The sequence below is a fragment of the Streptomyces sp. NPDC002156 genome (assembly GCF_053593675.1).
In genome coordinates this window covers 30569-54287 of sequence record NZ_JBSFDA010000042.1, presented here as the reverse complement: position 1 = coordinate 54287, position 23719 = coordinate 30569, and the positions used below count along the sequence as shown (strand labels likewise).

Annotated in this window: 23 protein-coding genes; 14 read left to right on the top strand and 9 right to left on the bottom strand. The window is 64.9% G+C overall.

Annotated features, from left to right (window positions below; all coding sequences use genetic code 11):
• Window positions 1-27 precede the first annotated feature (27 nt).
• The 6 genes from ACWCRB_RS19385 (at window position 28) to ACWCRB_RS19360 (ending at window position 4932) form a co-directional block, all read left to right on the top strand.
• Window positions 28-891 carry an RICIN domain-containing protein gene (locus ACWCRB_RS19385; protein WP_450997208.1) on the top strand — a complete coding sequence of 288 codons (864 nt, stop codon included), beginning with the start codon at window positions 28-30 and terminating at the stop codon, window positions 889-891.
• A gap of 81 nt (window positions 892-972) precedes the next feature.
• The gene (locus ACWCRB_RS19380) at window positions 973-1941 is read left to right on the top strand and encodes a hypothetical protein (protein WP_450997207.1); all 969 of its coding nucleotides are present in this window, start codon (window positions 973-975) and stop codon (window positions 1939-1941) included.
• A 76-nt stretch (window positions 1942-2017) separates the two neighbouring features.
• Window positions 2018-2650 (top strand): type VII secretion system-associated protein, encoded by a 633-nt coding sequence (locus tag ACWCRB_RS19375; protein ID WP_450997206.1) that lies wholly within the window; start codon window positions 2018-2020, stop codon window positions 2648-2650.
• 507 nt (window positions 2651-3157) lie between these two features.
• Window positions 3158-3433 (top strand): hypothetical protein, encoded by a 276-nt coding sequence (locus tag ACWCRB_RS19370; RefSeq protein WP_062648491.1) that lies wholly within the window; start codon window positions 3158-3160, stop codon window positions 3431-3433.
• Window positions 3430-4206, top strand: a complete 777-nt coding sequence (locus ACWCRB_RS19365; RefSeq protein WP_450997205.1) for a hypothetical protein — start codon at window positions 3430-3432, stop codon at window positions 4204-4206. Before ACWCRB_RS19370 ends, ACWCRB_RS19365 begins: the two co-directional genes overlap by 4 nt.
• Before the next feature lie 375 nt (window positions 4207-4581).
• A complete protein-coding gene (locus ACWCRB_RS19360; protein ID WP_450997204.1) occupies window positions 4582-4932 on the top strand; it encodes a hypothetical protein in 351 nt (116 codons plus the stop codon).
• A 120-nt stretch (window positions 4933-5052) separates the two neighbouring features.
• Here ACWCRB_RS19360 and ACWCRB_RS19355 read toward each other — a convergent pair whose 3' ends face one another.
• Window positions 5053-5811, bottom strand: coding sequence for a GntR family transcriptional regulator (locus ACWCRB_RS19355; protein WP_450997203.1), 759 nt, complete (start codon window positions 5809-5811; stop codon window positions 5053-5055).
• A gap of 78 nt (window positions 5812-5889) precedes the next feature.
• On the opposite strand from ACWCRB_RS19355, the gene ACWCRB_RS19350 reads away from it, so the two are divergent.
• From ACWCRB_RS19350 to ACWCRB_RS19330, 5 genes are all read left to right on the top strand, one after another.
• Window positions 5890-6168, top strand: coding sequence for a hypothetical protein (locus ACWCRB_RS19350; protein WP_450997202.1), 279 nt, complete (start codon window positions 5890-5892; stop codon window positions 6166-6168).
• 12 nt (window positions 6169-6180) lie between these two features.
• Window positions 6181-6495, top strand: coding sequence for a hypothetical protein (locus ACWCRB_RS19345; protein ID WP_450997201.1), 315 nt, complete (start codon window positions 6181-6183; stop codon window positions 6493-6495).
• A 199-nt stretch (window positions 6496-6694) separates the two neighbouring features.
• Window positions 6695-6922: a hypothetical protein gene (locus ACWCRB_RS19340; RefSeq protein WP_450997200.1), complete on the top strand. Its 228-nt coding sequence runs from the start codon at window positions 6695-6697 to the stop codon at window positions 6920-6922.
• Window positions 6919-7662: a GntR family transcriptional regulator gene (locus ACWCRB_RS19335; RefSeq protein ID WP_450997217.1), complete on the top strand. Its 744-nt coding sequence runs from the start codon at window positions 6919-6921 to the stop codon at window positions 7660-7662. Before ACWCRB_RS19340 ends, ACWCRB_RS19335 begins: the two co-directional genes overlap by 4 nt.
• A complete protein-coding gene (locus ACWCRB_RS19330; RefSeq protein ID WP_450997199.1) occupies window positions 7659-7961 on the top strand; it encodes a hypothetical protein in 303 nt (100 codons plus the stop codon). Before ACWCRB_RS19335 ends, ACWCRB_RS19330 begins: the two co-directional genes overlap by 4 nt.
• Before the next feature lie 157 nt (window positions 7962-8118).
• On the opposite strand, the gene ACWCRB_RS19325 is transcribed toward ACWCRB_RS19330, so the two are convergent.
• Together ACWCRB_RS19325 and ACWCRB_RS19320 are read right to left on the bottom strand one after the other, a co-directional pair.
• Entirely contained in the window at window positions 8119-9633 is a 1515-nt protein-coding gene (locus ACWCRB_RS19325) for a restriction endonuclease (RefSeq protein WP_450997198.1), read from the bottom strand.
• Window positions 9634-9891: 258 nt separating this feature from the next.
• Complete coding sequence (locus ACWCRB_RS19320; protein WP_450997197.1) at window positions 9892-10302, bottom strand: hypothetical protein; 411 nt, start codon at window positions 10300-10302, stop codon at window positions 9892-9894.
• A 442-nt stretch (window positions 10303-10744) separates the two neighbouring features.
• Here ACWCRB_RS19320 and ACWCRB_RS19315 point away from each other — a divergent pair, with 442 nt between their 5' ends.
• Both ACWCRB_RS19315 and ACWCRB_RS19310 read left to right on the top strand, forming a co-directional pair.
• Window positions 10745-12526 carry a pentapeptide repeat-containing protein gene (locus tag ACWCRB_RS19315; protein WP_450997196.1) on the top strand — a complete coding sequence of 594 codons (1782 nt, stop codon included), beginning with the start codon at window positions 10745-10747 and terminating at the stop codon, window positions 12524-12526.
• A gap of 279 nt (window positions 12527-12805) precedes the next feature.
• Window positions 12806-13612 carry a PIN domain-containing protein gene (locus ACWCRB_RS19310; RefSeq protein WP_450997195.1) on the top strand — a complete coding sequence of 269 codons (807 nt, stop codon included), beginning with the start codon at window positions 12806-12808 and terminating at the stop codon, window positions 13610-13612.
• Window positions 13613-13851: 239 nt separating this feature from the next.
• Here ACWCRB_RS19310 and ACWCRB_RS19305 read toward each other — a convergent pair whose 3' ends face one another.
• The 4 genes from ACWCRB_RS19305 to ACWCRB_RS19290 all read right to left on the bottom strand — a co-directional run bounded on the left by ACWCRB_RS19305 (window position 13852) and on the right by ACWCRB_RS19290 (window position 17174).
• Window positions 13852-14364 (bottom strand): HEPN domain-containing protein, encoded by a 513-nt coding sequence (locus tag ACWCRB_RS19305; protein ID WP_450997216.1) that lies wholly within the window; start codon window positions 14362-14364, stop codon window positions 13852-13854.
• A gap of 8 nt (window positions 14365-14372) precedes the next feature.
• Window positions 14373-15497 carry a DUF262 domain-containing protein gene (locus tag ACWCRB_RS19300; RefSeq protein ID WP_450997194.1) on the bottom strand — a complete coding sequence of 375 codons (1125 nt, stop codon included), beginning with the start codon at window positions 15495-15497 and terminating at the stop codon, window positions 14373-14375.
• Window positions 15498-16063: 566 nt separating this feature from the next.
• A complete protein-coding gene (locus tag ACWCRB_RS19295; RefSeq protein ID WP_450997193.1) occupies window positions 16064-16546 on the bottom strand; it encodes a hypothetical protein in 483 nt (160 codons plus the stop codon).
• A 226-nt stretch (window positions 16547-16772) separates the two neighbouring features.
• Window positions 16773-17174, bottom strand: a complete 402-nt coding sequence (locus ACWCRB_RS19290) for a hypothetical protein (RefSeq protein ID WP_450997192.1) — start codon at window positions 17172-17174, stop codon at window positions 16773-16775.
• Window positions 17175-18133: 959 nt separating this feature from the next.
• Here ACWCRB_RS19290 and ACWCRB_RS19285 point away from each other — a divergent pair.
• Window positions 18134-19222 (top strand): hypothetical protein, encoded by a 1089-nt coding sequence (locus ACWCRB_RS19285; protein ID WP_450997191.1) that lies wholly within the window; start codon window positions 18134-18136, stop codon window positions 19220-19222.
• A 534-nt stretch (window positions 19223-19756) separates the two neighbouring features.
• On the opposite strand, the gene ACWCRB_RS19280 is transcribed toward ACWCRB_RS19285, so the two are convergent.
• Window positions 19757-21172: an IS1380 family transposase gene (locus tag ACWCRB_RS19280; RefSeq protein ID WP_450997215.1), complete on the bottom strand. Its 1416-nt coding sequence runs from the start codon at window positions 21170-21172 to the stop codon at window positions 19757-19759.
• A gap of 33 nt (window positions 21173-21205) precedes the next feature.
• Window positions 21206-23011: a group II intron reverse transcriptase/maturase gene (gene ltrA, locus ACWCRB_RS19275; protein WP_450997190.1), complete on the bottom strand. Its 1806-nt coding sequence runs from the start codon at window positions 23009-23011 to the stop codon at window positions 21206-21208.
• Window positions 23012-23719 lie beyond the last annotated feature (708 nt).

Sequence of the window (23719 nt, the reverse complement as noted above, 5' to 3'; positions counted from 1 at the left end):
CACTCCCGACTCCCCGGAGCAGCCCCCATGCCCTCGAAGCCCCCGGAGCCCTCGAAACATCCGCAGCGCTTCTCGGAGACCTTCGCCCGCAAGCCCGCCCGCTCGCCCCGCGGTCTCGTCCCCGGGCGCCGGGTCTGGGCCGGTCTCGGCTGGGGCGGCGCCCTGGCCGGCGTCTGCGCCCTCGTCGTCTCCCTGGCCAGTAGCGGAGTCTTCGCCTCGGGAGACGACGAGGTGCCCGCCGCGAGCAGCGTCCGGGTCGCGCCGCCCACCCCGTCGCTCACGCCCACCCCCACCCCCACGCCCACGCCCACGCTGTCCCCGAAGTCAGCGCCCCCCGCCAGGACGCCGGCGAAGACCCCGCAGAAGGCCGCGAACCCGGCCGCGCCCCAGGCCCCGGCCAACCCGGGCACGGTCGCCACCGTCACCGCGAAGGCCAAGGCCCCCGCCGCGAAGAAGACCGCCGCCGCCCAGCCCAAGGCCACCGCCGCATCGACTCCCTCTCAGGACTTCTCCCGCCCCGTCGGCCAGATCTCGGGCCACTACGACGGGTTTGTCGGCAAGTGCGTCCAACTCGTCGGCAGCGCCCTCAAGTTGTACGGCTGCGACGGCGGCTCGGACCAGAAGTGGACGTTCGCCGCCAACGGCACCCTCCAGAAGGGCGGCCGCTGTCTGTCCCTCGCCGGCCGCTCCACCAACGACGGCACCCGGGTCGTCATGGCCGCCTGCGACTCGACCACGGTCACCCAGTGGCGGGTCAGCGGCGCCTACGACATCGTCAACGTCGCCGCCGACAAGTGCCTGGACGTCGCCAACGCCAGCACGGCCGACGGCTCCCCGCTCCAGATCGCCTGGTGCTCGGGCAACGCGGCCCAGAAATGGACGGTGCCCTGAACCCACCCCGCCTGCAAGGCGTTGGCGACATACCGAAGGCGATACCCGACTCACATGCCACGACTCCCCGGAGCAATCCCGATGCCCACGCAGTCACCGAAGCCCTCGAAATCCCCGAAGCAGCCGAACAAGCAGCCGAAGGGCTTCTCGGAGGCGTTCGCCCGCAAGCCCGCCCGCTCGCCCCGCGGTCTCGTCCCCGGGCGGCGGGTCTGGATCAGTCTGGGCTGGGGTGGGGTCGCGGTCGCCGTCGTCGCCCTCGGCGTTCCGCTCATCGGCGGTGACGCGCTCACCTCGGAGGACAGCGACAAGGTGACAGCAGCCGAGGCCATCCCGGGCTCACCCACGCCTTCACCCACCCCCAGCCCCACTGCCACCCCTTCGCCCACACCCACGCCCACCCGGACCAAGGCCACCCCCACCCCCACCCCCAAGGCAGAGGTTCAGAACCCTCCGGCCGCCGTCATACCGGAGACCCCGTCCGCCGCACCGGTCACGTCGGCGCCGGCCGCCGGTGCGGGATCCGGGGGCGGCACGGAGAAAGAGGTGACCAAGCCGCAGGTGAAGACCGCGGCGACCGCCGTACAGGCGCTGGCCACCCGGGATCCGGGCCGGCACGTCTGCTACCGGGTCTATGTGGAGAACCTCGGCTGGCAGGCCGCGGTGTGCGACGGCGCCACCGCCGGCACGGTGGGCCAGGAGAGGCCGGTCAAGGCGCTCAACATCGCGGTGTCCGGCACCAACGGCACGGCTGCCACCGCCTTCGTCCGCAACCCGAACTCGACCGACGGCAAGGGCCACTACAACGCGCCGTGGAAGGGCGCGGTCGACGGCATCGATCTCTACATCGGCAGCGCCAAGAACAGCGCCCCGGACATGCTGGGCTTCGCCATCAGCGTCGACAACAGCAAGAGCGTCATCTGCCAGACCTCGCACGTCCACAACGAGGGCTGGCACAACATGGGCTGCGACGAACCCGGCGGGGAGAACCTGATCTTCGGCGGAACCCTCAGCAACGACCTGTGGCTCGAAGCCGTCAGGTTCACCGTGTGAGGTGACCTCGGCGGGCAAGAGCCGAATTGCCCCGGGGAGAATCCAGCGTGTCCGGCCACGAAGGGACGTACGCCTGTTGAGCGTCAGGAGCACGGTATGGGAGGGAAACCCGGAGATACCCGAACCGCCCGCGGAGGTCGTCGAGGCCGCCCCGCACCTGCCCGACCACTTGGCGAGCGTGCCCGATCCTGCCTGGTCGGGCGAGGGTGACAGCGCGGACGAGAACGGGGGTGTGCCGCCGGACTGGGCGATCCCCGGCCGCTGGCGGACGGGTCCCACGGGCGAGATCGTGGAGTGGGAGGGCAACGAGGAGTGCCGCCCCTCCCCGGAGGCCCGCGGCTGGCCCACACCCGACGATCCGATCGATTCCGCGATCCAGCCGGCCGTGACGGGACACGGGCCCAGCGTGGCCGTACTGCGCACGCCGGCTGCCGCCCAGGTCGCCGTGCTCACCGCGCCCGACGGCGGTTCGCTGGCCGTGCGGTCGGCGGAGGACGAGCCGGTGGTCCCGGTCTTCACCTCGCCCACGTACTACCGCGCGGTCGGAAACTTCGCTGCCCGGCTTGTCCCGGTCACCGAACTCGTCGAGCAGCAGCTTCCCGACGGGTATTCCCTGTACGGCACCCCCTCCGGGCCGGTGGGCATGATCATGGACACCGAGGCGCTGGTCGAGGAGATCGGTGCCCAGGCGCGCGGCGAGGAGGGCTGAAGACCGCGACGCACACCGCTCACCTCCTGCCCGCACGTGAGGACCATGTCCGGTACCGCGCCGAGGCCGGTGTCCGCTTCGTGCGCCGCCTACGGGCGACTCTGCTGGACCTGGCGCACGCCACGCTGCGCGACGGCCGTGAGTACACGCGCGAGACCGGACAGTCCAGACGCCTGCCCTCGCAGCGATGTGCATCCGGACAGCAAAGAACCCCTCACGCGTTTCCGCGGGGGAGAGGGTATGTGCGCCCCCGGCAGGACTCGAACCTGCGGCCAAGCGCTTTGAAGGTGCGCGGGTCTAAGCGATGTGCTCACCTGCGTGTTCGCAGGTCGCCCACGAACGAAAATCGTCAAAGCGCTTGCTGTCGATTCCGGGATGCCTGCTCGATGGTCGTCTCGGGTAGCGAAGGCGTGTGCCGTCGGCCGGAGCCAGGGCGTTCGACAGCGGTGACGCTGGAACAACTACACCGTGAGGTATTTAGGTACTATGGCGGCGGAGGTGTTGACGATGACGACGGCGGCGAAGTCGGTACGCCAGTCCCCGCTGAAGGTGGACCCGGCGACGGACAAATTGATCAGCCAGGGCGCTCATTTCCTGGGGCTGACGAAGAAGGACCTGGTGGCCGAGGCGGTCCGGGTGTATCTGGAGCAGCGCCGTGAGGATCTGCGGTCCGGGATGGTGGAGGCGCTCAGTGTGCTGGACGGGTCGCTGAAATCGGATGTGATGCTGCTGACCGGGCTGACCGCGGAGGAGATCGACGCGGTCGGGGGAATCGAGGAATGAGCGGGCCCGGCCCACTGCGCCCGGCCCGCCCGACGCTGCGCTGCTTACGCGAGGACTTGTGCCTCGCAGTGCCGCCGGTCACGGTGCCGCTGGACGAGATCGACCACCCGGTGCTGGCCAAGGCGTCCGAGCAGTTCGCGGACGAGGACGGCAAGCACGAACGCATCCGGTCCGTGGACGACCAGGTGCTGTTCAAGGTCAAGGTGCAGCGATGGCGCGGCGCGGTATGGCTGGACGCCGATCTGCCATGGCTGGTCGCGGCGGGTCGGCGCGAGGACGGCTCGGGCGATGACTTCTATGCAGCCCTGGAGGCCGACGGCTGCGCCGCCCGGGCTCGCTACAACGCGGAACATTCCGACGGGCTGAAGACCGCGACACACACCGCTCACCTCCTGCCCGCACGTGAGGACCATGTCCGGTACCGCGCCGAGGCCGGCGTCCGCTTCGTGCGCCGCCTGCGGGGGACTCTGGTGGACCTGGCGCACGCCACGCTGCGCGACGGCCGTGAGCACACACGCGAGTTCGACACCTTCACCCTTGGCCTCCAGGTGTGTGCGGACGACGGCCACGAGACCTACCTCGCCGTCCGGATCACCGGCTCCGTACCGCCGAACCTGACCGTGCTGATCCTGCGCAACGTCCCCGGCTGCGAGGCTGAGGGCTGGTATCCGGAGTACGCCCTGCCAGAGCGGGACCTGCTCCCGGCCGAACAGGCGTGGTCCAACCTCATGGACCCACGCGCGGCTGCCCAGGTACTGGACGAGGAGCGGTAGCCAGACATCCGTCGGCGCGAACTGCAACCCCGATGTCGGGGTATGTATCCACGGTCGTGGACAGTCAAGGCGCTTGGTCTCACAGCGATGTGCATCCGGACAGCAAAGAACCCCTCACGCGTTTCCGCAGGGAGAGGGTATGTGCGCCCCCGGCAGGACTCGAACCTGCGGCCAAGCGCTTAGAAGGCGCTTGGCAGGTTGCGTGTCGCCCGTCTGTTGACCTGCTCCTATTCCCGTCTTTGGCGCCTCATCGACCGGCCCTCGACACGCATTCGACAGGCGTGAGAGCTGGGAGATCTCTACGAATCACCTGGCTGCTGGCTCGACTCCGGGCCTGCTCACTGCGGCCGAAGCGGCAGCTGCGACGATTCACTTGTGAGCTATGACCTTGCTGTGTGGGATGGCGAGCGTCCACGGGACGACATCCAAGCGGGCTCCGTCTACGACGAGCTCTATGCGCGTTACCTTGAGTCGGACGAGGGCGTCGTGTCTCCGGCACCGCGCATCGCGGCCTACGTCGAGGCGCTCGTCGAGCGCTACCCCGACGAGACCGACGGGAGTGTCGTTTGGGCCTCGCCACCGGTCATCGACGAGGCCTCAGGGCCGATCGTGTACCTGCTCATGTCCTTCAGCGCAGCTGAGGAAGTGTCTGAGTACGCCGCTTCGCTGGCTCGCGAGCGCGGACTCGTCTGCTACGACCCGCAGGGAGAATGCCTGCGCTCGTGAGCCGGCTGCTCCTTAGATGCAGCGTTCGACAGGGGTGCGCCGTTTGTAGGGTTTCCGGTTGAGGCCGGGCAGGCGTTCGCCGTTACGGCCCTTGCGCTTCAAGCTGACGATGCACTGGAGCTAGTGACGGTTGATCGGGATCTCGTAGACGATCTCGCAGTGAGCGGCGGGCACCACGATGTCTGCCGTCTCCACCGGCCGCCCGTCGTCGCTGTAGTACGTCCGCCGGATGTGCGTGACGAGGGCGGCTTTCTGGATGCCGAGAAGCGATGCTTCCTCGGCGGTGGCCTGCCTCGGCTCCGGCTGTTCCACGGCGTGGCTGACGGTGATGCCGATCGCGGCCATGCGGTTCACGACGCCCGCTCCGGCGTGCGGCCCTCCCTCGGGCAGGACGACGAGAGTGCCGGCCGTGAGGTCGTACGGCTCCCAACTCGTCGACAGCTGCACGGGCCTGCCGTCCGCCAGGAACTCGTACGTCGTACGGACGCACAACTCGCCCTCGGCGATGCCCAGCCGTGCCGCGATCTCCGCCGGTGACGGCACCTTGGCATCGGTCCGGCTCTCCCAATCGCCTTGCCTGCCGACAGCCTTCATGTCCGCACGGAAGGGTGACCCGTTGGGCTGCTCGCGAGCCGAGGAACGGACCACTCGCACTCGCTGCCGGGGCTCGGCAACGTACGTGCCTGATCCGGCACGTCCCTCCAGCACGCCCTGGGAGATCAGCAACTCCTGCGCCCGCCGGACCACGTTCTCGCCCACGCCGCACTCCTGGCCGATCTGGGCGCGGGAGGGCAGGCGGTCTCCCGGCTCCCACACGTGCTCCGCGATCCGACGCCGGAGTTCGTCGGCGGTGCGGAGATAGGGCGGTTTCTCAGGCATGTAGAAAATCTAGTCCACTAGCTCTAAACTAGTTAACTAGCTTTACTGAAAGTGATCGCTGGTGACGGAGGCTGTCCTGTGCCCGCTTCGGGAGTTAGCGCGGAGGCCCTCGCCGCCCGACTGTCCGCCCTCGGGCTCGCCGTGCGCATGGAGGAGCACGCCTTACACACGACGGTCGAAGCAGAGGTCCCGGAATCGCTCGACGCCGAGTTATGGCGGGAGGCGCTCCAAGTAGTGGCCGACGCCGATCGTTTCGGTCTCCTCGCCACCAGCCTGAACGACCGCACCCTCTGGGCGGTCGTACGCAAAGCGGTCCCCACGACGGGCGATGTCGGGGGACCGAGCCACCAGCGATAGGAGCTGAGCAGCGTGCTCAACCGTATCCGCCGTGCCGTCTCGCTCACCAGAGAGCGGCTCTTCCCCAAGGGCAGGCACCGCCGCCCCTTAACGTCCACCAGGCCGTCGCCGTCCTATGCACCCCCTGCGCCCGCGGAAGGGTCGACGGCCGTCCTGCGGCGGGGCCCAGTCCCGGCGAACCTCGCGGGTTCGCCCACGGGTGAAGACATCGCGCTCGTCCGCCCGTACGTACTGGCCTGGGAGAAGCGCGCACGGCCGCGGCGTTCGATGGTCATGGCGCCCCATCTGCCGGCCGAAGCCTGGTCGGCCCTCGCGGGAGTCCGCTGATGCCTCCTCGCAGACAGCCTCACATCACGGACGCCTCGCCCGCCCCCTACCGATCGGTTGCATGCCGAATCGGCACTCACCCCACCTGCGCGGAGTCCTCCCCGACGGTGGCGCCGGTCGACCTGCCAGTGATCTACGAGGTGTGCGACTGCCCGTGCCACGCGGCGCCCAACCAGTCCACGCCTGCGGAGGTGCAGCAGTGAGGCAACGGGCGTTCACCGGCGCGCTGATTTCCCAGCCCGTAGAGATCACCTCGACCACTGTGCAGCGCGGCGACGTCATCCAAGTCGGTGGCCGGGCATGCCGGGTGAGCAACCTCTTCCAGCTGCCCCAAGGCGCCAAGCAACTGCTGTTCGAGTCGGGCGAGTTGCTGACCATGCACACACGGACCCGGCTCCTCGCCGTGTGGATGCTGAGAAGGCGGTGACACAGACCGTGCCCTCTCGCCATCACGACATCGCCGATGACCTCAGGCGTCAGATCACGACCGGTCACATCAAGCCCGGCGAACGCCTTCCGTCTGAAGTCGGGCTGGCCGGCCAGTACAAAGTCAGCACGGCGACGCTGCGGAGCGCTCTCGCGGTGCTTCAAGGGGAAGGCCTCGTCGAGAAGATCCACGGCAAGGGGAACTTCGTCCGCCACCGCCTCCGCAAGATCATGTATGTCGGCGGCTGGGGGACGCTGGACCCGTGGACAGCCGCTGAAACGGCTCTGCGCGTCACGGACCGCGCCACTGCGATCGAGGCGCACGGGCATCTGGCAGCCCTGTTGCGAGTTCCAAACGGCAGCCCGCTGACCGAGTTCCTCAGCATCAGCTACCAGGGAGAGTCCCCGCACAGCCTGGCCCGCATCTATATCCCGCGCGACCTGGAGCCCACCGAAGCACTCGGTGACTGCCCCTCATACGTGCGGACAGAAGAGAGCTTTGCTGTGCTGAGCCCTCTGTCGTCGGAGGTCCGGGAGACGGTCTCCGCCCGCCTCCCCACACCAGATGAGGCGTCCACCCTCCGGATCAACCCCACCTTGGCGGTGCTCGCGATCACACGCGTTGCCGCCGACGCCGCCGGGCGCGTGGTCGAGGCCGCGCTTCTGGTGTTCCCGGGGGATCGCGTTGACGCCGTCTTCACCACCCACCACGTGATCGACGAGAGGCAGACGCAAGGATGACGACACAGAACGAGCTGCGGCTTCTCCCATGGTCGGGACCGGAGGGCAAGCCCTGCTTCCTGAGCACAGACGACAGGGACGGCTACATGTCCCGCCTGGCCGACAACATCGAATCGGTGCAACTCGGGACGGCGGCCGAACTTCTGCAGCAGGCCGCGGAAACCCTCGGCGACGAGCACGCCAGCCTGGAGGACATGCAGCTCCTGGCGAAGGAACTGACCGAAGCCCTGCGAGACGTACTTCGTGTGGCTACCAGCCGCGGTCACCTCCTGGAGGCGAGCGGACCTCACCGCATCTAAGGGGAACGGCCGGCAAGGCGGGCGCTGGTACAGCCTCCCGTTCAACCTGCGCTGGGAGAGGGACTCGGACGGGAATCCGGGTTCCTCTCTCTTTGGCGTCATACTGGTGCGTTGTGGTGCAGGGCTGCGGCTTGCTACTGCCAGCTGTCTGAACGGCTCATTGCACGTCTGAGGGCTGCCAACCGGGAGGGGTCTTCGGGAGGCCGATCAGGACGTCCATGTTCAGGTACTCCTTGAGTAGAGCCTTCAGGTTGCGTCCGTTGATGAGCTGCATCCTGCCTGTTCGGTGAGCGAAGTCATCGCTTGCCTTGCCGAACCATGAGGTTGTTACGAGTACTCCGCGGCTTGCGGCCTTGTCGTGCATCACTCCTGCCAACGCGCGGACCGTCTCAACGGGTACCGCGTTCTTCGACCGCTTTGCTTGGATGGCGAAGACCGTGATCCCCACCGGGTCACGCTTTACAGCGACGGCGTCCACGCCATCATCCCGAGAACCCTGGGTACGCCAGGTCTCGAAGCCCATCGCTTCGAACAGTTCGCGTACGAGACGCTCGAAGGCGTAGGGATCCATCTGCAGGAGGTCGGGTCGGCTGTCGAGCCCTGCCACGGCGCCAGCATCTGCAGTGATGCGGTACATCGACAGGTCGATCTCCACGACTGGGGGCACAGGTTCGAGGTCGTGGGGATGGCGGGAGACGACGGCGCCGAGGTACTTGAGGCCACGCTGTGGATCTAGCTCGGGCTCGTCCAGGACGAGTTCGTCGAAGGCCTCGCGCTGGGCGACCACACTCACAAGGCAAGGCCTTACTGGCCGCCCGGTTGCGCGATCTTTCGCACTCACATGCCCGTTGAACACCACAGTCGTGACGAGCCCAGGTGGGGTGGTTGAAAACGCCTCGTCCAGTGCCCGAAGGGCCAGGCGGGCAACCAGAGTGCGATATGCCTCTTTGGACTCCGCCTCTTTTCGCGGTTGGGCGACGATCTCGACTCGCTGTGCCACGACTCGGTACGCCGTCACGGCCGGCACCACTTCGTGCTGCGGCAGTTCGACCTCAATGAGGAGCCGCTGAGCCTCCGGAACATAGGCTGCTCCCGCACCCGCTCGGCACCCCTCAGGCACTGGCGAGCCACGAAGTACTTCCTCCACGGCGTCTGCCACGGCCTGCGGACCCTGCTCAGCGAATGTCTGTTCGACATACGGGTGCCAACTCTGCAGTCTTCTGGGCCGGTCTGTCAGCACAGCCTGTAACGCCGCCATGCGCTCCTGGGCCTGGAGCGTGCGTTGCTCTGCATCATCCTTCAAGTGAGCCAAGCGAGTCTCACGCGCCTGCTTCTGGCGTTCCTTTTCGGCGCGGGCCTGCTCCCGCTCCTGCTGTTCGGCAGCACGCTCGCGCTCGGCTTCGCGCTTGGCCAACTCCCGCTCGATACGAGCAACCTCACGCGCCTGGGCAGCCTGTTCCCGTTCGAGGTGCTTCTCCCCTGCGGCTACCAGACGGGCATGCTCGGCCTCGGCCTTGGCGGCCTCCCGTTTCTGACTGCGCCGACGCTCCTCAGCAGCCTTCGCTGCCCTCTGCTCCTTCTGCTGGGCACGCTTCAACTCCGCAGCCTTCGCCTGCTGCTTCGCTTTGTACGCTTCAGCGAGCACTTGCATCACGGTCTTGCGGCGCGCCACGAGTCCCCCACCTGTACTCACGTAACCTTCGAAGCTGCACTCAGACGGCTCGCCCCGTCGGGGCACCCTCAGCGATACCCAGACCAGCCGAGCGGGAATCGTTGCGCTCACCGACTACTGTCTGACCACCGCAAAGGCCATGAGCAGCACGACCTTCGACGCGACCTGGCGCAGGGCGGTTGTCGAGGCGCACTCAAAATGCGCCCCACCTGACTACCGAGTCGGTCGGCCAGCATTTGTCGGGAGGGTTGCTAGCGACTAAGAGGAATTCTCTCCCTCTCCCTTGAACTCCCTCTGGAGCTGCTTGCGCAGTTGTTCCGCCAAGTAGTTGATCAATTCAGGGTCTTGTTCCTTATACCACTGGTCGACCAAGTGAGCGGTGCGATCGCTGTAACAAGCGGTCCATCGCAGGCGGCTTGGCCACTCCCGGTCCGGGGCCGTGGCTGGCGTTTCTCCGCCTTCCAGCGCGCTCAGGAGCCGATCGGCAGCTTCTTCGGTCCGTCGCTGCCGGAGTGCCTCTTCGGCCAAGCGTTTCTGGCTAGTGACGTTCATTCTTGCAACAGCCTCAGTAGATTCCCGCGCCAGCCGCATGCCTCGGTAGCCCACCAGAATTCCACCTATGCCAACCACGGTGGAAGAGGCAGTAGCAATGATGCTCGTGACGTCCACCCTCCGATTGTTGCTGATCGGTCGCCTTGATCGGTAGGGTTCCCAGCGGCTACGGAAACGCGCTTACAGGTCCGCTTGCGGCAGCGCAACGGCTCCGGAGGCCCGTTGAGTCCTGGGCAATGTTGCTGGTCAGGGCATCACCGTGATCGGGTTGGCTGCGGCCAGTCCACAGATAGTCCACGGGGCCTGACCCCTGTCTGACGGGCTAGATCAGGCGGCCTACCGGCGCCCTGAGTCCTAGAACGAGGAGCACGTCACCGAGTACAGATCCGCGATCAGCTCGGCGGGGTCAACGAGTTCCGGCCGCGATGCCGTTGTGGTGGACTTCTCCTTCGCCCCAGACCAGCGGAGCTCTTCGCAGTGCCCGGTTCAGATCCCGATATGGTGCCGGTTCGCGGCGCTGCCTGCGGCGCGACTCACCCTCCTCGATGCGGAGTACGGCGTGGCCACCACCACCTTTAACGATCTGCTGGTGAACCCTGGCTATCCGGTGTGCGATGCGGCGGCCGACGCCTGCCGCGGGCGACAGCTGCCTGCGTCCGGGAGGTGCATGGCTCACGCGAGCGCGACGGAGAAGGCGGCTTATTTCGCGAGCCTTAGCTCGGGCGCGGACGTTGATCACAGCGGGACCTTGATCAGCCGGGCTGACCTGTCGGCCCTACGGGATGCCGTGACCGACGCCAGGACAGGCCGGGCGACGGTCGGCAAGGCCACCTTTAAGCAGTCGATTTTCACCGACTCAGCTGACTTCTCGGACGTGGACTTCACTGGAAGAGCCGTCTTCGCCGATGCGGAGTTCTGTACAGGCGGCGACTTTACGGACGCCGTCTTCCTGCATACGGCTCGGTTCACCGACGCCAAGTTCACGCGTGGGCAGGGCGACTCGGCGACGTTCCGCCGTACGGTGTTCACTAAGATCGCCGAGTTCCGTAGGGCAGGTTTCGCGGCTACGGCAGAGTTCGACCAGTCCGTATTTGAGCAACAGGCGTTGTTCCAATCCGCCAAGTTCCAGGCCGTCGGCCGCTTCAGCCGGTGCGTCTTCAAGGGAATCACCGAGTTCCACGGCACGGTCTTCGAGGACGCGATCTTCGCGGCATCCACCTTCGAGGCGGCGAGGGAGCTTGGCCCGATTGTCTGCACGCAGGCGCTAAACCTTGTGGAAGCCCGGTTCCATGCTTCTGTGACCATCAAGGCGGCGGTCCACCTAGTGCGATGCGAGCGCACCATCTTCGACTCGTCCGCGTCGCTGCTCCTCCGGTACGCGACCGTTCATCTTGAGGAAGCGAGCCTGGTCAGCCCGTTCGCCATCACGCATGCGCCGATACCCTGGGGAGGAACCAATACCGCGGAGAGCACGCTCATCGCGGCTCACCCCACGGACAGCACGTATCCGAAGATAGCCTCGCTGCGTGGCGTCGACGCCACGCACGTGGTGCTGACCGACGCTGACCTGACCTCATGCCGGTTCACGGGTGCCTTCCACCTAGATCAGCTTCAGCTGCGGGGCCGGACTTGGTTTGCCCAGCCCCCGGCTGGCTGGAGGTTTGGCGGCCGTCGTGGGCTCTACCGCTGGACCGGACGTCGCACGCTTGCGGAGGAGCAGTACTGGCGCAGACTGAACTGGCCAGAGTGGCAACCCCGCGTTCCCCCCTCCGCGGTCCAGAACGAACCCGGAACTGAAGACGTGTCCGCGCTTTACCGGCAGCTGCGGAAGGGCCTGGAAGACGCGAAGGACGAGCCAGGCGCGGCGGACTTTTACTACGGCGAGATGGAGATGCGCCGACACGACGTCACCAATACCAGTCGCTGGGTACGTCGGCTGCTCTGGCTGTACTGGGCCGTCTCCGGATACGGACTTCGCCCTTCCCGAGCGATTGCTTCCCTGCTGATCCTGATGTCGGCGAGCGTCTTTGCACTCGCTCTCTGGGGCCTTCCCGACGACTCCCCGAAGGCGAAGACGACCGGGACTCTGCCAGCTGCCGGACAGCAGTTGCAGTTGGCTACTGACACGCCTGACCCACGACTGAGCCTGCCCTATGGCCAGCGCATCACCTGGGACAGAATCGGCAAGGCCACTCCGATCGTCTTCAACTCCGTGGTCTTCCGCTCTTCGGGGCAGAGCCTCACGGTTCCGGGCTCCTGGATCGAGATGACCACCCGTCTCGTGGAACCTGCCCTCCTCGGCCTCACCGTCTTGGCCGTCCGCGGCCGTGTCAAGCGATGAACAGCCCTGGCTTCGAACGGCGGTTGAGGTCCGGCAGTCGCTCAACTCGGGGGCTCACAGCTGTGAACCTACTTCTTCTTGCCCTGGGTCTTGCTACCGACCTTGGCGAGCTGGGTTTTCGCTGGTCAGGGCAGTGAGCGTATGCGCTTGAGGGGTCATCATTGGTCGTTGTTGGCCACTGCTGAGTGACCTCGGACGGCCCAGGGACGGCCCGAGCTCTCTCCCCGGCATCCCTCTATCTCAGGTGCAGACCGTTCTCTGAGCTGACAGGGTGCAGGCATGCGACTTGGTGATGTCAGCTTGTCGGATACTGCCGAACTGACCCTCATGCAACTGAAGAACAAGTGTCAGAGCATCGTCAACACGACGGCGGTCGTATCGGCCAGGGACGGCTACCTGTCCTGGGTCGAGGACGCGGAGCGGCACTTTCGTAGCCTGTTTGCCGACGACATTATGACGGATGGCCTTTACACAGCGGCCTACTGGGAAATCCGCAGGATCGTCCAAGCCACGCCACGTCCGTACCCTCTGATACATGGCGAGGTCGACAACCAAGTCCGCCGCATCGACGCTGCCCTCGTACAGATCGCTCGCATCCGGGAGTTCGCCAGCCATCCGGGCGCCATCGTCGTAACCGACACCTCGGCCTTCATTCAGGGGGAGATCTTCACCGACTTCGCATGGCCGACGAAGATGGGCATCAAGGGGCCCGTGCGGCTGGTGGTCCCAATCATCGTGGTCGAGGAGCTTGACAAGCTCAAGGACACAGGCAATACCACCGCTGGTGACAAGGCACGCAAGGTTCTCAAGCGCCTCCGAGAAAAGCATCGTGCCGCTGGGCAGATCTTTCCCGCCCCGGTCCGGGACAAGGTGACCATTGAGGTACTCCTTGATGATGAAGGCCATCAGCGCCTGTCCATCCCCGACGACGAGATCATCCGCCAGGCCATCAAAATCCAGCAGATGGTGACCGGCGAAGTCACTCTCGCCTGCGTGGACGCAAGTATGGAGTTCCGGGCCTTGGCCAAGGGCCTCAAGGTCTTCGAAGTGTCTCCGTCGCCCAGGGCTGCACAAAACACCATTTAACCTCGACCCGTTCGCGCCACTGCCATCCGCTTGGGAAGCTGCGGAACTCTGGAGCGACTTCTCGGCCTGACCCAGCACGAATGGCCGCAATGAGGCTCGGCGTGTCGGCGCGTCTCAACCGTGGCTCCCCGCTACCCCCCCCCGCTCGATCTGGTGCGCTTGAGGTGCGGTGAGAGCCCTGGGGGAGGCACGACCAGGAGTAGATGCTGCTAAGCGACATCTGCCGGCCGGCTGGGGTCTCACTGCTTCCGGATCGGGGGGTGAGGGTTGAAATTATTCAAGAACCAATCGGCAATTTCCATGGCGGACTCGTATAGGTTGTAAGCCTTTGATCCCGTCAATCCTTCATTCAGTCCGTGCGCGATCTTGTGCCTCCTATCCATCAAAAGGGAGATCTCTCTCCTTAGACGCTGGTCTTCCGCGTCTAGAAGGGTCATCAAATCGGCCTGCAGGGCACCATCAAAACGCCCAACCAGATCGATCATGTTATCGGGTGAGGGGTTTTTGCTCTTGGTTAACCAGGAATTAGCAAAGGTCCTAACTAGCCCACCAGATCTCTCGTGGATATAAGCCTTGACTACTTCGTTGACTACTTGTTCAAGGTACCCGCACGTCCTGACAAGGAAGAACCTGACAAGCCAGATTCTTTCGTCATCCGTTCTTCCTGGGGGTGGATTCTTAACCCACTCCGCAAGAGGATCTAGGGACTGTCGAAGGGGTGTTATGTTTCGAGGAGGCCACGAGGAAGCCATCGACACCCCTAGAGGTTGGAAAAGTGGTGAGTCGCGATTTCAATTCGCCTTCGGACACTTTCCTCGCTTCCGGTCGACCCGGATACAGTAGCGGTAAATTCGCGGTCAGAGTGGAGGCCTTCAATCGCTTCGACGATTACCTGTTGAGGCGGCTCGGTGCCGTTCTCCAATCGGCGCATAAGGCCAACGAATAGCGCCTCGGCAAACGCAGAATTTATCTGCTGCCCTCGGAGGCGAAGGGCTTGCCTGCCTACCGAACTCAGCAATAGGTTGCATGCCTGAAAGAACAGGGACTCAAATCTATTGACATCAACTTGGTCCAGCTCTCGATGCTCGCTGAGGAAAATATTCAGAAATACCTTCTGCGGTCGCCGATAAGCGGGTGCGTTGTAGTACAGAGCCATGATCCTCAGGATCAGCTCGTGGTCCCGCAGTCTCAGCGAGTGTCCTCCGTAAAGATGTCGCCAGTTGTCACTCTCGTTAAGGCGCGAGATGAACTCCACGAGTGCGCCTGGGTATAGAGCGACACGGATCTCATGGGGTGTTAGTGCCGTACCTCCAGAATTAATCCGCTCAAAAATCTGATAGATCGCCTCGAGTGATTCGTTTGTTCCATCTGTTCTGATAATCGTTGCCTGGATAAATGTGTCGTCCAGCATCCTTCTTTGGTCGGCTGAGAGTGTCCTGTAGCTAAGCCCTCTGAACTGATCAGAAACATTTTCGAGCGAGAATCCCGGATCGGCGAACGCGCCTTCGTAGAAGGCGCGCAGAGTGCGCAGCCTCTGTTGCCCGTCGAGGACCAAGTACCTGCGGTCAGACTGCTGAACTAGCATGATTGCCGGGATCGGATAACCCATAAGGAGAGACTCAATAAACCGGTCCATCTGCGCGCGACTCCATACGAAGTCACGCTGGAACCCGGCCATCTCTGGCGAGCTATCACTCGATCCGAAAGTAGGGATGATGATATCCCCACGTGTCATCCGATCGACTAGACCGCGTACATCGAAGTCGGATCCCGTGTACGTGATTGGCGCCGCCTGTGGCTCCGCCGTGGCCAACTCCTCCTTCTCCTCGGCGGTGAGGATATCTTCGTCGATATGTGACATTTGCCTGGATTCGTTGTCGGTCACGTAGCCACGATAGGGCATTTACTCGTCGATCGATGCTCGTGGAACGTGAGCCATTGGCGCCGACTGCTTGTGCGGTTGCACTGCAACGTGTCTGGCTTCGGCCGTTGCTTGGCGGCGCGCTGGTTTCGTCGGATTGGAAACCGTTCACATCTCAAACACGGAAGTGGCGTCTGGTAGGCGACGTGCTCGGCTTGAGGTGACGAGCCGGCCAAGGCGCAGCGAATCACCCGTGGCTCGTGGGTGTCCCGACTGATCAGGTGCGCGTGTGCCTCGTTGCACCCCCCACGGACCTCAGCCACGCTGTCGGTGTCTGTCGTCGACCAGAGCAAACTGCGATGGCCGCACCGCGATCACAGATTCAGAGCCCTCAGCTTGGGAAGCTGCGATCATTTGCGGCCTGCTAGAGCGCTGACCTGGGCAAATGGCCGGGTTAGGGCTTCGTCGGGCACGGCTGCTTTCCCCGTGGTTCCCCTCTGCTCCCCGCTGGATCTGGTGCGCTTGTGGTGCGGCCTTCCCCGCGTGGCTCCGACACACCGGCCGTGCGAGCAGGCGCGTTGAAAAGCGTCTCAGAGATGGCGATTGGATGCTCTGACCAGTCGGCTGATGTCGTCACGGGTCTTTATTCTGCGCTGGTCAAGATCGGTCCTGCTATCCGTCCTGGACAGCGCTGTGACGTCCGCAAGTACGGCCTCTGCCGCCTGGCTCAAGGCCTCGTCATCGGTGAGCATCTGCACCCGGAAGAGGGCCTCTTGGGCGTTGGAGCGCAGGTCGTAGGCGCGGATTCGCACCTTGTTGGGGTCCTCGGGTGGTGGTTGTTCGTGCTCGCAGAACCAGAGATGCACCAGGCAGCGGCGGTAGTTGATGAGCGCGCCAGCGTAGGTGGAGTAGGCGTCGAGTCGCTCTTGCCGGAGCCTCTCACGGCGGGTGAACTGGTGCCCCTTGTCGGTGGTGTGCTGCTGAAACGCCAGGGTGTGAGCCCCGAGCTGAGCAAGGTTCCAAGGACGGCTATGGCACTGGCGGTGATGGTCTCCACACCCCAAGCTGATCACGCATCGCAGACCGGGTGCAGTACAGGCCCTGCTCCTACGCCAACATGCTTTCCAACTGTGGTGGTGGGGTGTTGGCGCTCGTACAGGGCCGTTCACCTGCGTTCATCGGTGGTCCGTCGTCAGGTGGGTCTCGGCTTCTGGTCTTGGCTGAACGTCGGTGAACTGGACTGAATGAGACGGAAACTGAGACGGACCACAGCCAACCTGACTCGCGATGAGGGGTTGTTCACCAGTCTCGCCACCGGTCAGTGAGCGCGTACCGACCGAGCCCGTGCCTGGCGGTCAGGGCTGCAACGTCGATTCCTTGCTCGGTAAGGGCCTCATCGATGTAGGCGCACAACTGCTCGCGTTCGTCGGTCTCGAAGGCGGATTCGTCGTGAGCTTCGTTCACCGCGTTCAGGGCTAGGACGACACGCTCCACCGTGGTGAAGATCTGTGCGTCGTGCCCTTGGGCGAGCGTGGGCAACTCAGCTTCGAACGTGTCGAGGGCGGCGTCGGTCTCCAGCAAGAGCCCGTCGGGGAACAGTTCGCCCATGCACGCGCAGCCCGGATCCAGGGTGCCGGCGGCAAGCTCCGCGGCCTCTTGGGCTATGCCCTCGCGCCAGTTCGTTGTTGGTCTCTCAGCCATGGAGCGGACCGTACAGTGCAGGTCTGACAGCGAGACTCGCTTTCACGAGGGGACCTCAGCTTGGGAAGCTGCGAGCTTTTGCGGTTTGTTCTGGCGCTGACCTGAGTGGACGGTCACAGTGAGGCCTCGCGAGGGTGGGCCGCTTGCACCGTGATTCCCCGCTCGATCTGGTGTGCTTGTGGTGTGGCCATGGTGCGCAGACCACGGCCACACCTTTTGATCCGTAGCTCAAACAAGATCGGGCGTTGAGGGTCATACAGGTTGCTCAACGGGAGTTGATGGGCACTGTTGGCCATGGTCAGTTGCTGTGGTTGCTGTACTTCTCTGCTGTACAATCCGGGTCCGAGGGGACTACTCAGGACGCCGATCGCGCGCCACGCTCGTACGGCCACCCCGTGAGCCGCCTCTTACTCCCACCGGTTCGGCTTTCGCCTCGGGCGCCCCGGGGCACCTGTTGTCGGGACGGCGCGACTTTACGGCCACCATGACTCAGGCTCCAAGGCGATTCCGCGTTGACCGCTTTGTCCCGAAGCAACTTGAGGGAGGGCTCTGCCGCGGGCCGGTGTGCCCCTGCCTGCGCTGATGGTCCGCAGACGTCCGTGCTCGTCCGCCGCTGTACGTCGGCGTTGTCACGCAGATAAACACCCGCCTGGTACGGCTCCCGGTGCGCGGGATCAGGCCACGTCAGCTCTTCGGGTGCAGGCATATCCCCGTCCAGGGTCGCAGATCGACATGGGTGACCTAGGACTGTCGCCTACGACGACGGTCGCCAGTGGTCGCCTTCGGTCGTCATTGAGCAGCCTCGGACGCCCAGAGACGGCCCAGCGGCAATCACTCGTCGACTCCCGCCACTCGTCGAGCCGGACATGCTAGACGGCGCCTCCGTACCCCTCATCCACACCACATAGGTGCTCGAGCTACGGCACAATCAGCCTGGTCAACGCACGGGAGGGATCGCCATGGACCGTCAAGGAAAACTGCTTGAGCGCCTACAGGAAGCGAAATGGGGTGTACTCGAAATTGTGGTGCTGGCGACTGCCCTTGCGTTCTCAATCGGAGTTTTCTCCTCTCTCTCCATGGAATGGCTTAGCAACAGAACCGTTGCTGTAGCGTCGGCGGCATGCACGCTGCTTTGTCTGGTTTATATTTTCATGAGACATACTCGCGATCGCAGATTGAATGCCGACATCAATTCGACGTTCATCATCGATGGTGATCACAAGATGGTCCCCATCCCCAAATATAATGCATCCGAGACTGTCGCTCGACATTTCGAAGGGGCCTTTGCGGAAAACCCGGCATTGCGTCGACAGTGGGAGCGTGAACCGCTGGAATCAATGCGGCAACGGGTGAATGGTCAGATGCATATCCGGAGCGTCGCCAGCGCTAAATTGATTCGCGAAGTTTACGAATATGCCATATTGGAGGATGTTACCACTCACCTGGCGGACTATTTTAATGGTTACTCCGGGCGGGAGGAGGACTTGCGCACCTACGAGAGGAATGACTTGCCGGACGTACTTCTGGCTAATCGGTTCCTAGAGCTCTTCTCGCGAGACATGGCTGATAGAGATGCGTTTCGCTTCGACGATGACCCCCCAGATGGCGGGCGCGTAGTCATGCAAACTGGGCCAGGCGGATACTTCCATCACTTCGAGCTCACGCTACCGACGGGGAGTACCCTTAGGAGGGAAGATAATTCCAATCTCGTAATTTCCGGACCCGCCTTCCAAATGAAGATCTCGGTGCAATTTAGGGGTACAGGGTCACCAATGCCGTTCGATTACTTGGCGCATTATGTAGGAGCTGACCCTCTCTCGGTGCATGCTTTCAAGGTACAGATCGACATTCAGGTTCTTGTGCGGCGCTCATTCATCTTTAGTGGCCGTCGCTGGAGTGATCATCTCTGGGTTGACTCCCTGGTCGACCGTCTCGTTGAGCGCTTTAGCGTAGAGCGTCACCTTGCGCGCATCAATTGGCCGGTAGTGGCCGCCACTTTGCATTGTTTGAATATTCGTGATGGGCGAACCAACTCGCCCTCTTCCTGATCTTATACCTAAGCCCAGAGTAGTTACGCGGAAACTCTGGATTGCGATGTTCACGCGGTCGGCGGAGTCTCAATGGCCGAGTCAAGCCGGCGGGACGCCGCCCATCGGTTGCCGGTGACGCCCCGCGTGGTGTCCAGCTTTGAGGTTTGGCCTCATCCTTATCAGGTCGATCACGGGGCGTCGTCGCCTTCGGTCAACCGTCTCTGTACCTAGTGGGATGGTTCGCTGCGGTCCGGCTCCGACCGCTGCTGTCCGTGCCTGTTGGTGTCAGGCACTGATGTCAGGGCCTACGAGTTCCTTGACAAGTCGGCGTAGACGATTCAGACACAGACTGATCACCCCTCGGTCTGTTCGGCAGCTAGCCTTGATCGTTCATGAGTCCTCGTTGGTTTGCTGACGGGGACTCTGTGTTTGTGTGGTGCGGTTTTTCCGGGGCTGGGGCAGGACGAGGGCCCGGCTCTCGCGTCGGATGGGCGCCGGGTTCCAGTTCACCGGTGTGGTGGTGCGGGTCGTCGGGACAGTCGATGTGGCTGGTCAGTCCGGGTTTGGCAGGGCGTGGAGCCTGAGAATCGCGTGGCTGATGACGTCGGTCCAGGGCCATCGGGCGGGCAGGCGGAGCCAGTGGCGGCGGCCGGTGTTCACGAGTTGCGCGGCGGCGGAGAACAGTCGCAGCCGGAGCTTCTTGGGTTCCCAGCAGCGGGTTTGGCCGGTCAGGGCGAGCATCGGCATCCAGGCGAGGAGGTCGAGTGCGAGGGAGATGATCTCCAGCCAGATCCGGTTCTGTGCTGTGTCGTGCAGGGGCAGGTTGCGCAGGCCGGTGGCGCGGGCGCCTCGGATGCGGTCCTCGCAGCGGGCCCGACGCCGGTGACGCAGTTCGAGGTCGGCGAGCTGGCCGCCTTTTGTGTTGGTCGCGAAGCAGGTAAGCCGCAGGCCGTCGAGGTCGGTGAAGCGCAACTGGGCGCCGGGGTGCGGGCGTTCCTTGCGGACGATCAGTCGCATGCCCGTGGGCCAGGTACTCAGGTCGGGCATGTCGGTGATCTCGGCGACCCAGGCTCCGGGCCGTTCGGTGCCGCCCGCGTCGTAGGCCGGCGTCCACGCCTTCTTCGGGATCTTCAGCACGGCCTGGTGGATGGCGTCGGTGATGGTCATTCCGACGGAATACGACAGCCACCGGCCGCGCCGGGAGAGCCAGTCGAGGAAGGCGTGGGTGCCGCCGCCGGAGTCGGTGCGGATCAGCGTCTGCCGTCCCCGCCGTAGGCGTTTGGGTAGCTGGGCCAGGGCGAGTTGGGCGGTTTCGATGTGGTCGGCGGCGGTGTTGGAGCCCGCGTTGCCGGGCCGCAGCAGGGCCGCCACCGGCTCCCCGGACCCGTCCTGGCCGTGATCGACGAAGGCGACGAGCGGGTGATGACCGAAGGTCTTCTTCCAGGTCGGGGTGGCGTCCTGCTTCTCGGAGTGCGCGAGGACCAGCACCCCGTCGATGTCCACGGTCACCTGGCCGTCGGCGGCCGGACTGCTTGCCCCGGCCAACTCCCAGACTCGCTGTCGCACTTCGGCACGTGCGCCCTGGATCGCCGCAAGAGCTTTCGGGCCGGACGCGGCGAGCGCGTCGACGAAGCGGGAAATGGTCGGATCGGAGGCCACCGGGCCGAACACGTCCGGCTCGGCGCGCAGCATGCCGACGTCGGCCAGGCAGTCGCCGCCGAGTGCGACGGCCAGGGCCACATCCAGCAGGATCTTGCCCGGATCGTGCACGGCCCGCGGCTTGCGCCACGGCGCCAGCGCAGCGGATATCACGGTGTCCAGACCGGACTTGCGGACCGTCTCGACCAGCAGCACGGCCCCGGCCTGGGCAACAACTCCACGGCCGCCGCCCTCGACACGGACACGCGGGTACGACCCGCTACTCTTGTCGGGTAGCCCCGGTGCATTGCTGCACCAGGGCCCCCTCAGAACCGGACGTGCCCGCTTTCCGGGCATCTCGGCTCAAGCAAGCCCTGAAGGCTCTCGGGTGTGCTGATGTCTTGCACTGTCCGCATTATTGCTTCGGATGCACGAGGCGTGGGCGAGGCGGAGTTGCACCCCACCCGGCGTTCCTACTCCCTGATAGGCGATGTGACGTGCTTTCATCGCTGTCCGGGTGGTGCGGAGCCACTGCTCCCACCCGGTCGGGGACTGCGGAGACCGGTCGGCGTGCAGCAGCAGTTGGCCGCAGATCTGGCAGCGGCCCTTCTGCTCCTGCAGGAGTCGCAGGGTCGCCCGGTCCAGAGGGAGCGGGGCGGTCCTGCGTCGCCGCTGGGCCCAGTAGTCGGTCAGGGCGGGGTCGTCCGGGGACGCCGTGCCCTTGACCAGCTGGTGCCGGATGATTTTCGTCCAGGCGAACTTGACGAGGTAGGCGCCGGTTTCCCGGTCGCCGAACACCCATCGGTCCTGCCTGGCCGTGTTGAAGCGGCCGAAGTACCGGTCAACGATCCAGTGCCTCGACTTCTTCGGGTGCCTGGGCAGCGCCCACCGGTAGGTGAGCTGCCACAAGTAGCTGTCCAGGGAGGCAAATATGTCCTTGGACACCACTGTCCGGTAGTAGGCCGACCAGCCGCGCACGATCGGGTTCATCGTCCGCAGCATCGCGAGGGGCGGGGCGCCGTGAAGGGCACGGACCTCCTCGCGCAGCCGTTCCCGTATCCGCTTGACGGCCGTCTTGCTCGGTTTGATCAGCAGCTTGCCGCTTCGGTAGCGGCGCACGTTGAATCCGAGGAAGTCGAAGCCGGTCTCCGCGTGGACGATGCGCGTCTTGTCCTCGTTGAAGACCAGCCCCCTCGGCGCAAGCCATGCGGCAAGCCGCGCCTTGACCTGGTCAGCCGCTTCGCGGCTGTGGCACATGGCCACCAGATCGTCGGCGTATCTGACCACGACCGGGCTGTCGGGCATGCTCTGACCGGCACGGGGGCCGGTCGGGTAGTAACGCACGCCCGCGGCCGTCTCCATCCCATGGAGAGCGACGTTCAGGAGCACGGGGCTGATCACCCCGCCCTGGGGCGTCCCCTCCTGGGTCGGGGTGAACCGGCCTCGTTCGACCACACCGGCCTTCAGCCACTGCCGCACCATGTCCCGGGCGGGAAAGGTGCCGAGCTGGGCGAGAAGGTGGTCGTGGTCGATACGGTCGAACGCCGCCGCCAGGTCCGCGTCCAGGATCCACACGCGCCCGGGGTTCTTCCCGTTCAGCGTGTTGTAGATGACCCCGATCGCGTCATGGCAGCCCCGGCCCGGGCGGAAGCCGTACGACCTCGCCTCGAACCGGGCCTCCCACTCGGGCTCCAGCGCGTTCGCCGCCCGGGCCTGATGGCACCGGTCGATGATCACGGGAATGCCGAGCGGGCGGCGCTTTCGCCCCGCCCCGTTCTTCGGGATGAACACCCGCCGGACCGGACGGGCCCGCCAACTACTGGCGCGTTGCTGGATGAAGCGCGCCAGTTCAGCTTTGCCCGGGGCGGTGAGCACGACCTGCCCGTCCACCCCTGCTGTCTTTCGTCCGGCATTGACCTCCGTCGCCCGCCGCACGCTGACCAGCGTGTTGGAAAGGCTCCGGAGCATCAGCTTCTGCAGGTTCCTGACCTTGGCCAGGTCCCCGTCCCTCGATGCCGTGAAGATGCGCTGGCGCAGTCGACGTACGTTCTCCTGCACGCGGTCCCAGTCGATGCTGTCCCAGTCCGCGAAGAAGCCGCCCTCCGGTCCGTTCACCCCGACCATCGCCGGGGCGTCCAACTTGTCCTTCGGTACTGCCGCTGTTGCCATCGTCCCTCCCCACAGGCTCACCCGGCTCACGTCTGCGTCCTTTCGGACCCGGGCAACAGGGCCCGGTATCCGGCGAGTTGGCCAGGACCGCAACGGAGAGACCGTTGCACCTGCTGTCCCGGTTTCCCCTGGCCTTTCGGCCCACCGGCATTTGCTTCTTGAGCCGTCCTGTCCCGCCGGAGACGTCAGCCTTCCTCACGGTCGGCCCACCGCCGCCCCGCCAAGGGCAGCGGCCTCCGTCGGGGTTTCCACGTTCCGCGCATGCGAGATGCGGCCGGGGTGGGCGCCCTCTATGCCCCGGGGCGGCGGTGTCCACCCGGGCAGCGTGAAACATCCGCCCGGCACCTGCCGCCTCACAGCGGCCCGCCCTTCACCCCGCTGCTGCATCCCACCGGCGGGGGCTTCTCTCACGAGGCGTCATCGAGGGTTCACTGGTGTTCGCCCGTCCGGCCTTCCCCTTGCCTGTCACCCCCGGGTGGAACGGGGGTCCTTGGGCTTCTTCCTGGAGCTTCGCACCCCGCCGTTGCCAGCGACGCACGTCCAGGCGGGGACGGGTCATCGGACACGAACCCGGGACTACCCTGTCATCGGCGTCACCGCCGACCCCCTCTCCAAGAGCGTCCACTCAGCACACGCGACCTCGTGTCGCACCTTCACCTGGAGAGTGCTTCTTTCCTTGCAATGACAGGACCCTCGACAAGTCCCATC

What these genes read in the sequence shown, in the direction of transcription:
- ACWCRB_RS19385 (WP_450997208.1), top strand. Translation starts at nt 28, where the DNA reads ATGCCCTCGAAGCCCCCGGAGCCCTCGAAACATCCGCAGCGCTTCTCG.
- ACWCRB_RS19380 (WP_450997207.1), top strand. Translation starts at nt 973, where the DNA reads ATGCCCACGCAGTCACCGAAGCCCTCGAAATCCCCGAAGCAGCCGAAC.
- ACWCRB_RS19370 (WP_062648491.1), top strand. Translation starts at nt 3,158, where the DNA reads ATGACGACGGCGGCGAAGTCGGTACGCCAGTCCCCGCTGAAGGTGGAC.
- ACWCRB_RS19365 (WP_450997205.1), top strand. Translation starts at nt 3,430, where the DNA reads ATGAGCGGGCCCGGCCCACTGCGCCCGGCCCGCCCGACGCTGCGCTGC.
- ACWCRB_RS19355 (WP_450997203.1), bottom strand. Translation starts at nt 5,811, where the DNA reads ATGCCTGAGAAACCGCCCTATCTCCGCACCGCCGACGAACTCCGGCGT.
- ACWCRB_RS19330 (WP_450997199.1), top strand. Translation starts at nt 7,659, where the DNA reads ATGACGACACAGAACGAGCTGCGGCTTCTCCCATGGTCGGGACCGGAG.
- ACWCRB_RS19310 (WP_450997195.1), top strand. Translation starts at nt 12,806, where the DNA reads ATGCGACTTGGTGATGTCAGCTTGTCGGATACTGCCGAACTGACCCTC.
- ACWCRB_RS19305 (WP_450997216.1), bottom strand. Translation starts at nt 14,364, where the DNA reads ATGGCTTCCTCGTGGCCTCCTCGAAACATAACACCCCTTCGACAGTCC.
- ACWCRB_RS19290 (WP_450997192.1), bottom strand. Translation starts at nt 17,174, where the DNA reads ATGGCTGAGAGACCAACAACGAACTGGCGCGAGGGCATAGCCCAAGAG.
- ACWCRB_RS19285 (WP_450997191.1), top strand. Translation starts at nt 18,134, where the DNA reads ATGGACCGTCAAGGAAAACTGCTTGAGCGCCTACAGGAAGCGAAATGG.
- ltrA (WP_450997190.1), bottom strand. Translation starts at nt 23,011, where the DNA reads ATGGCAACAGCGGCAGTACCGAAGGACAAGTTGGACGCCCCGGCGATG.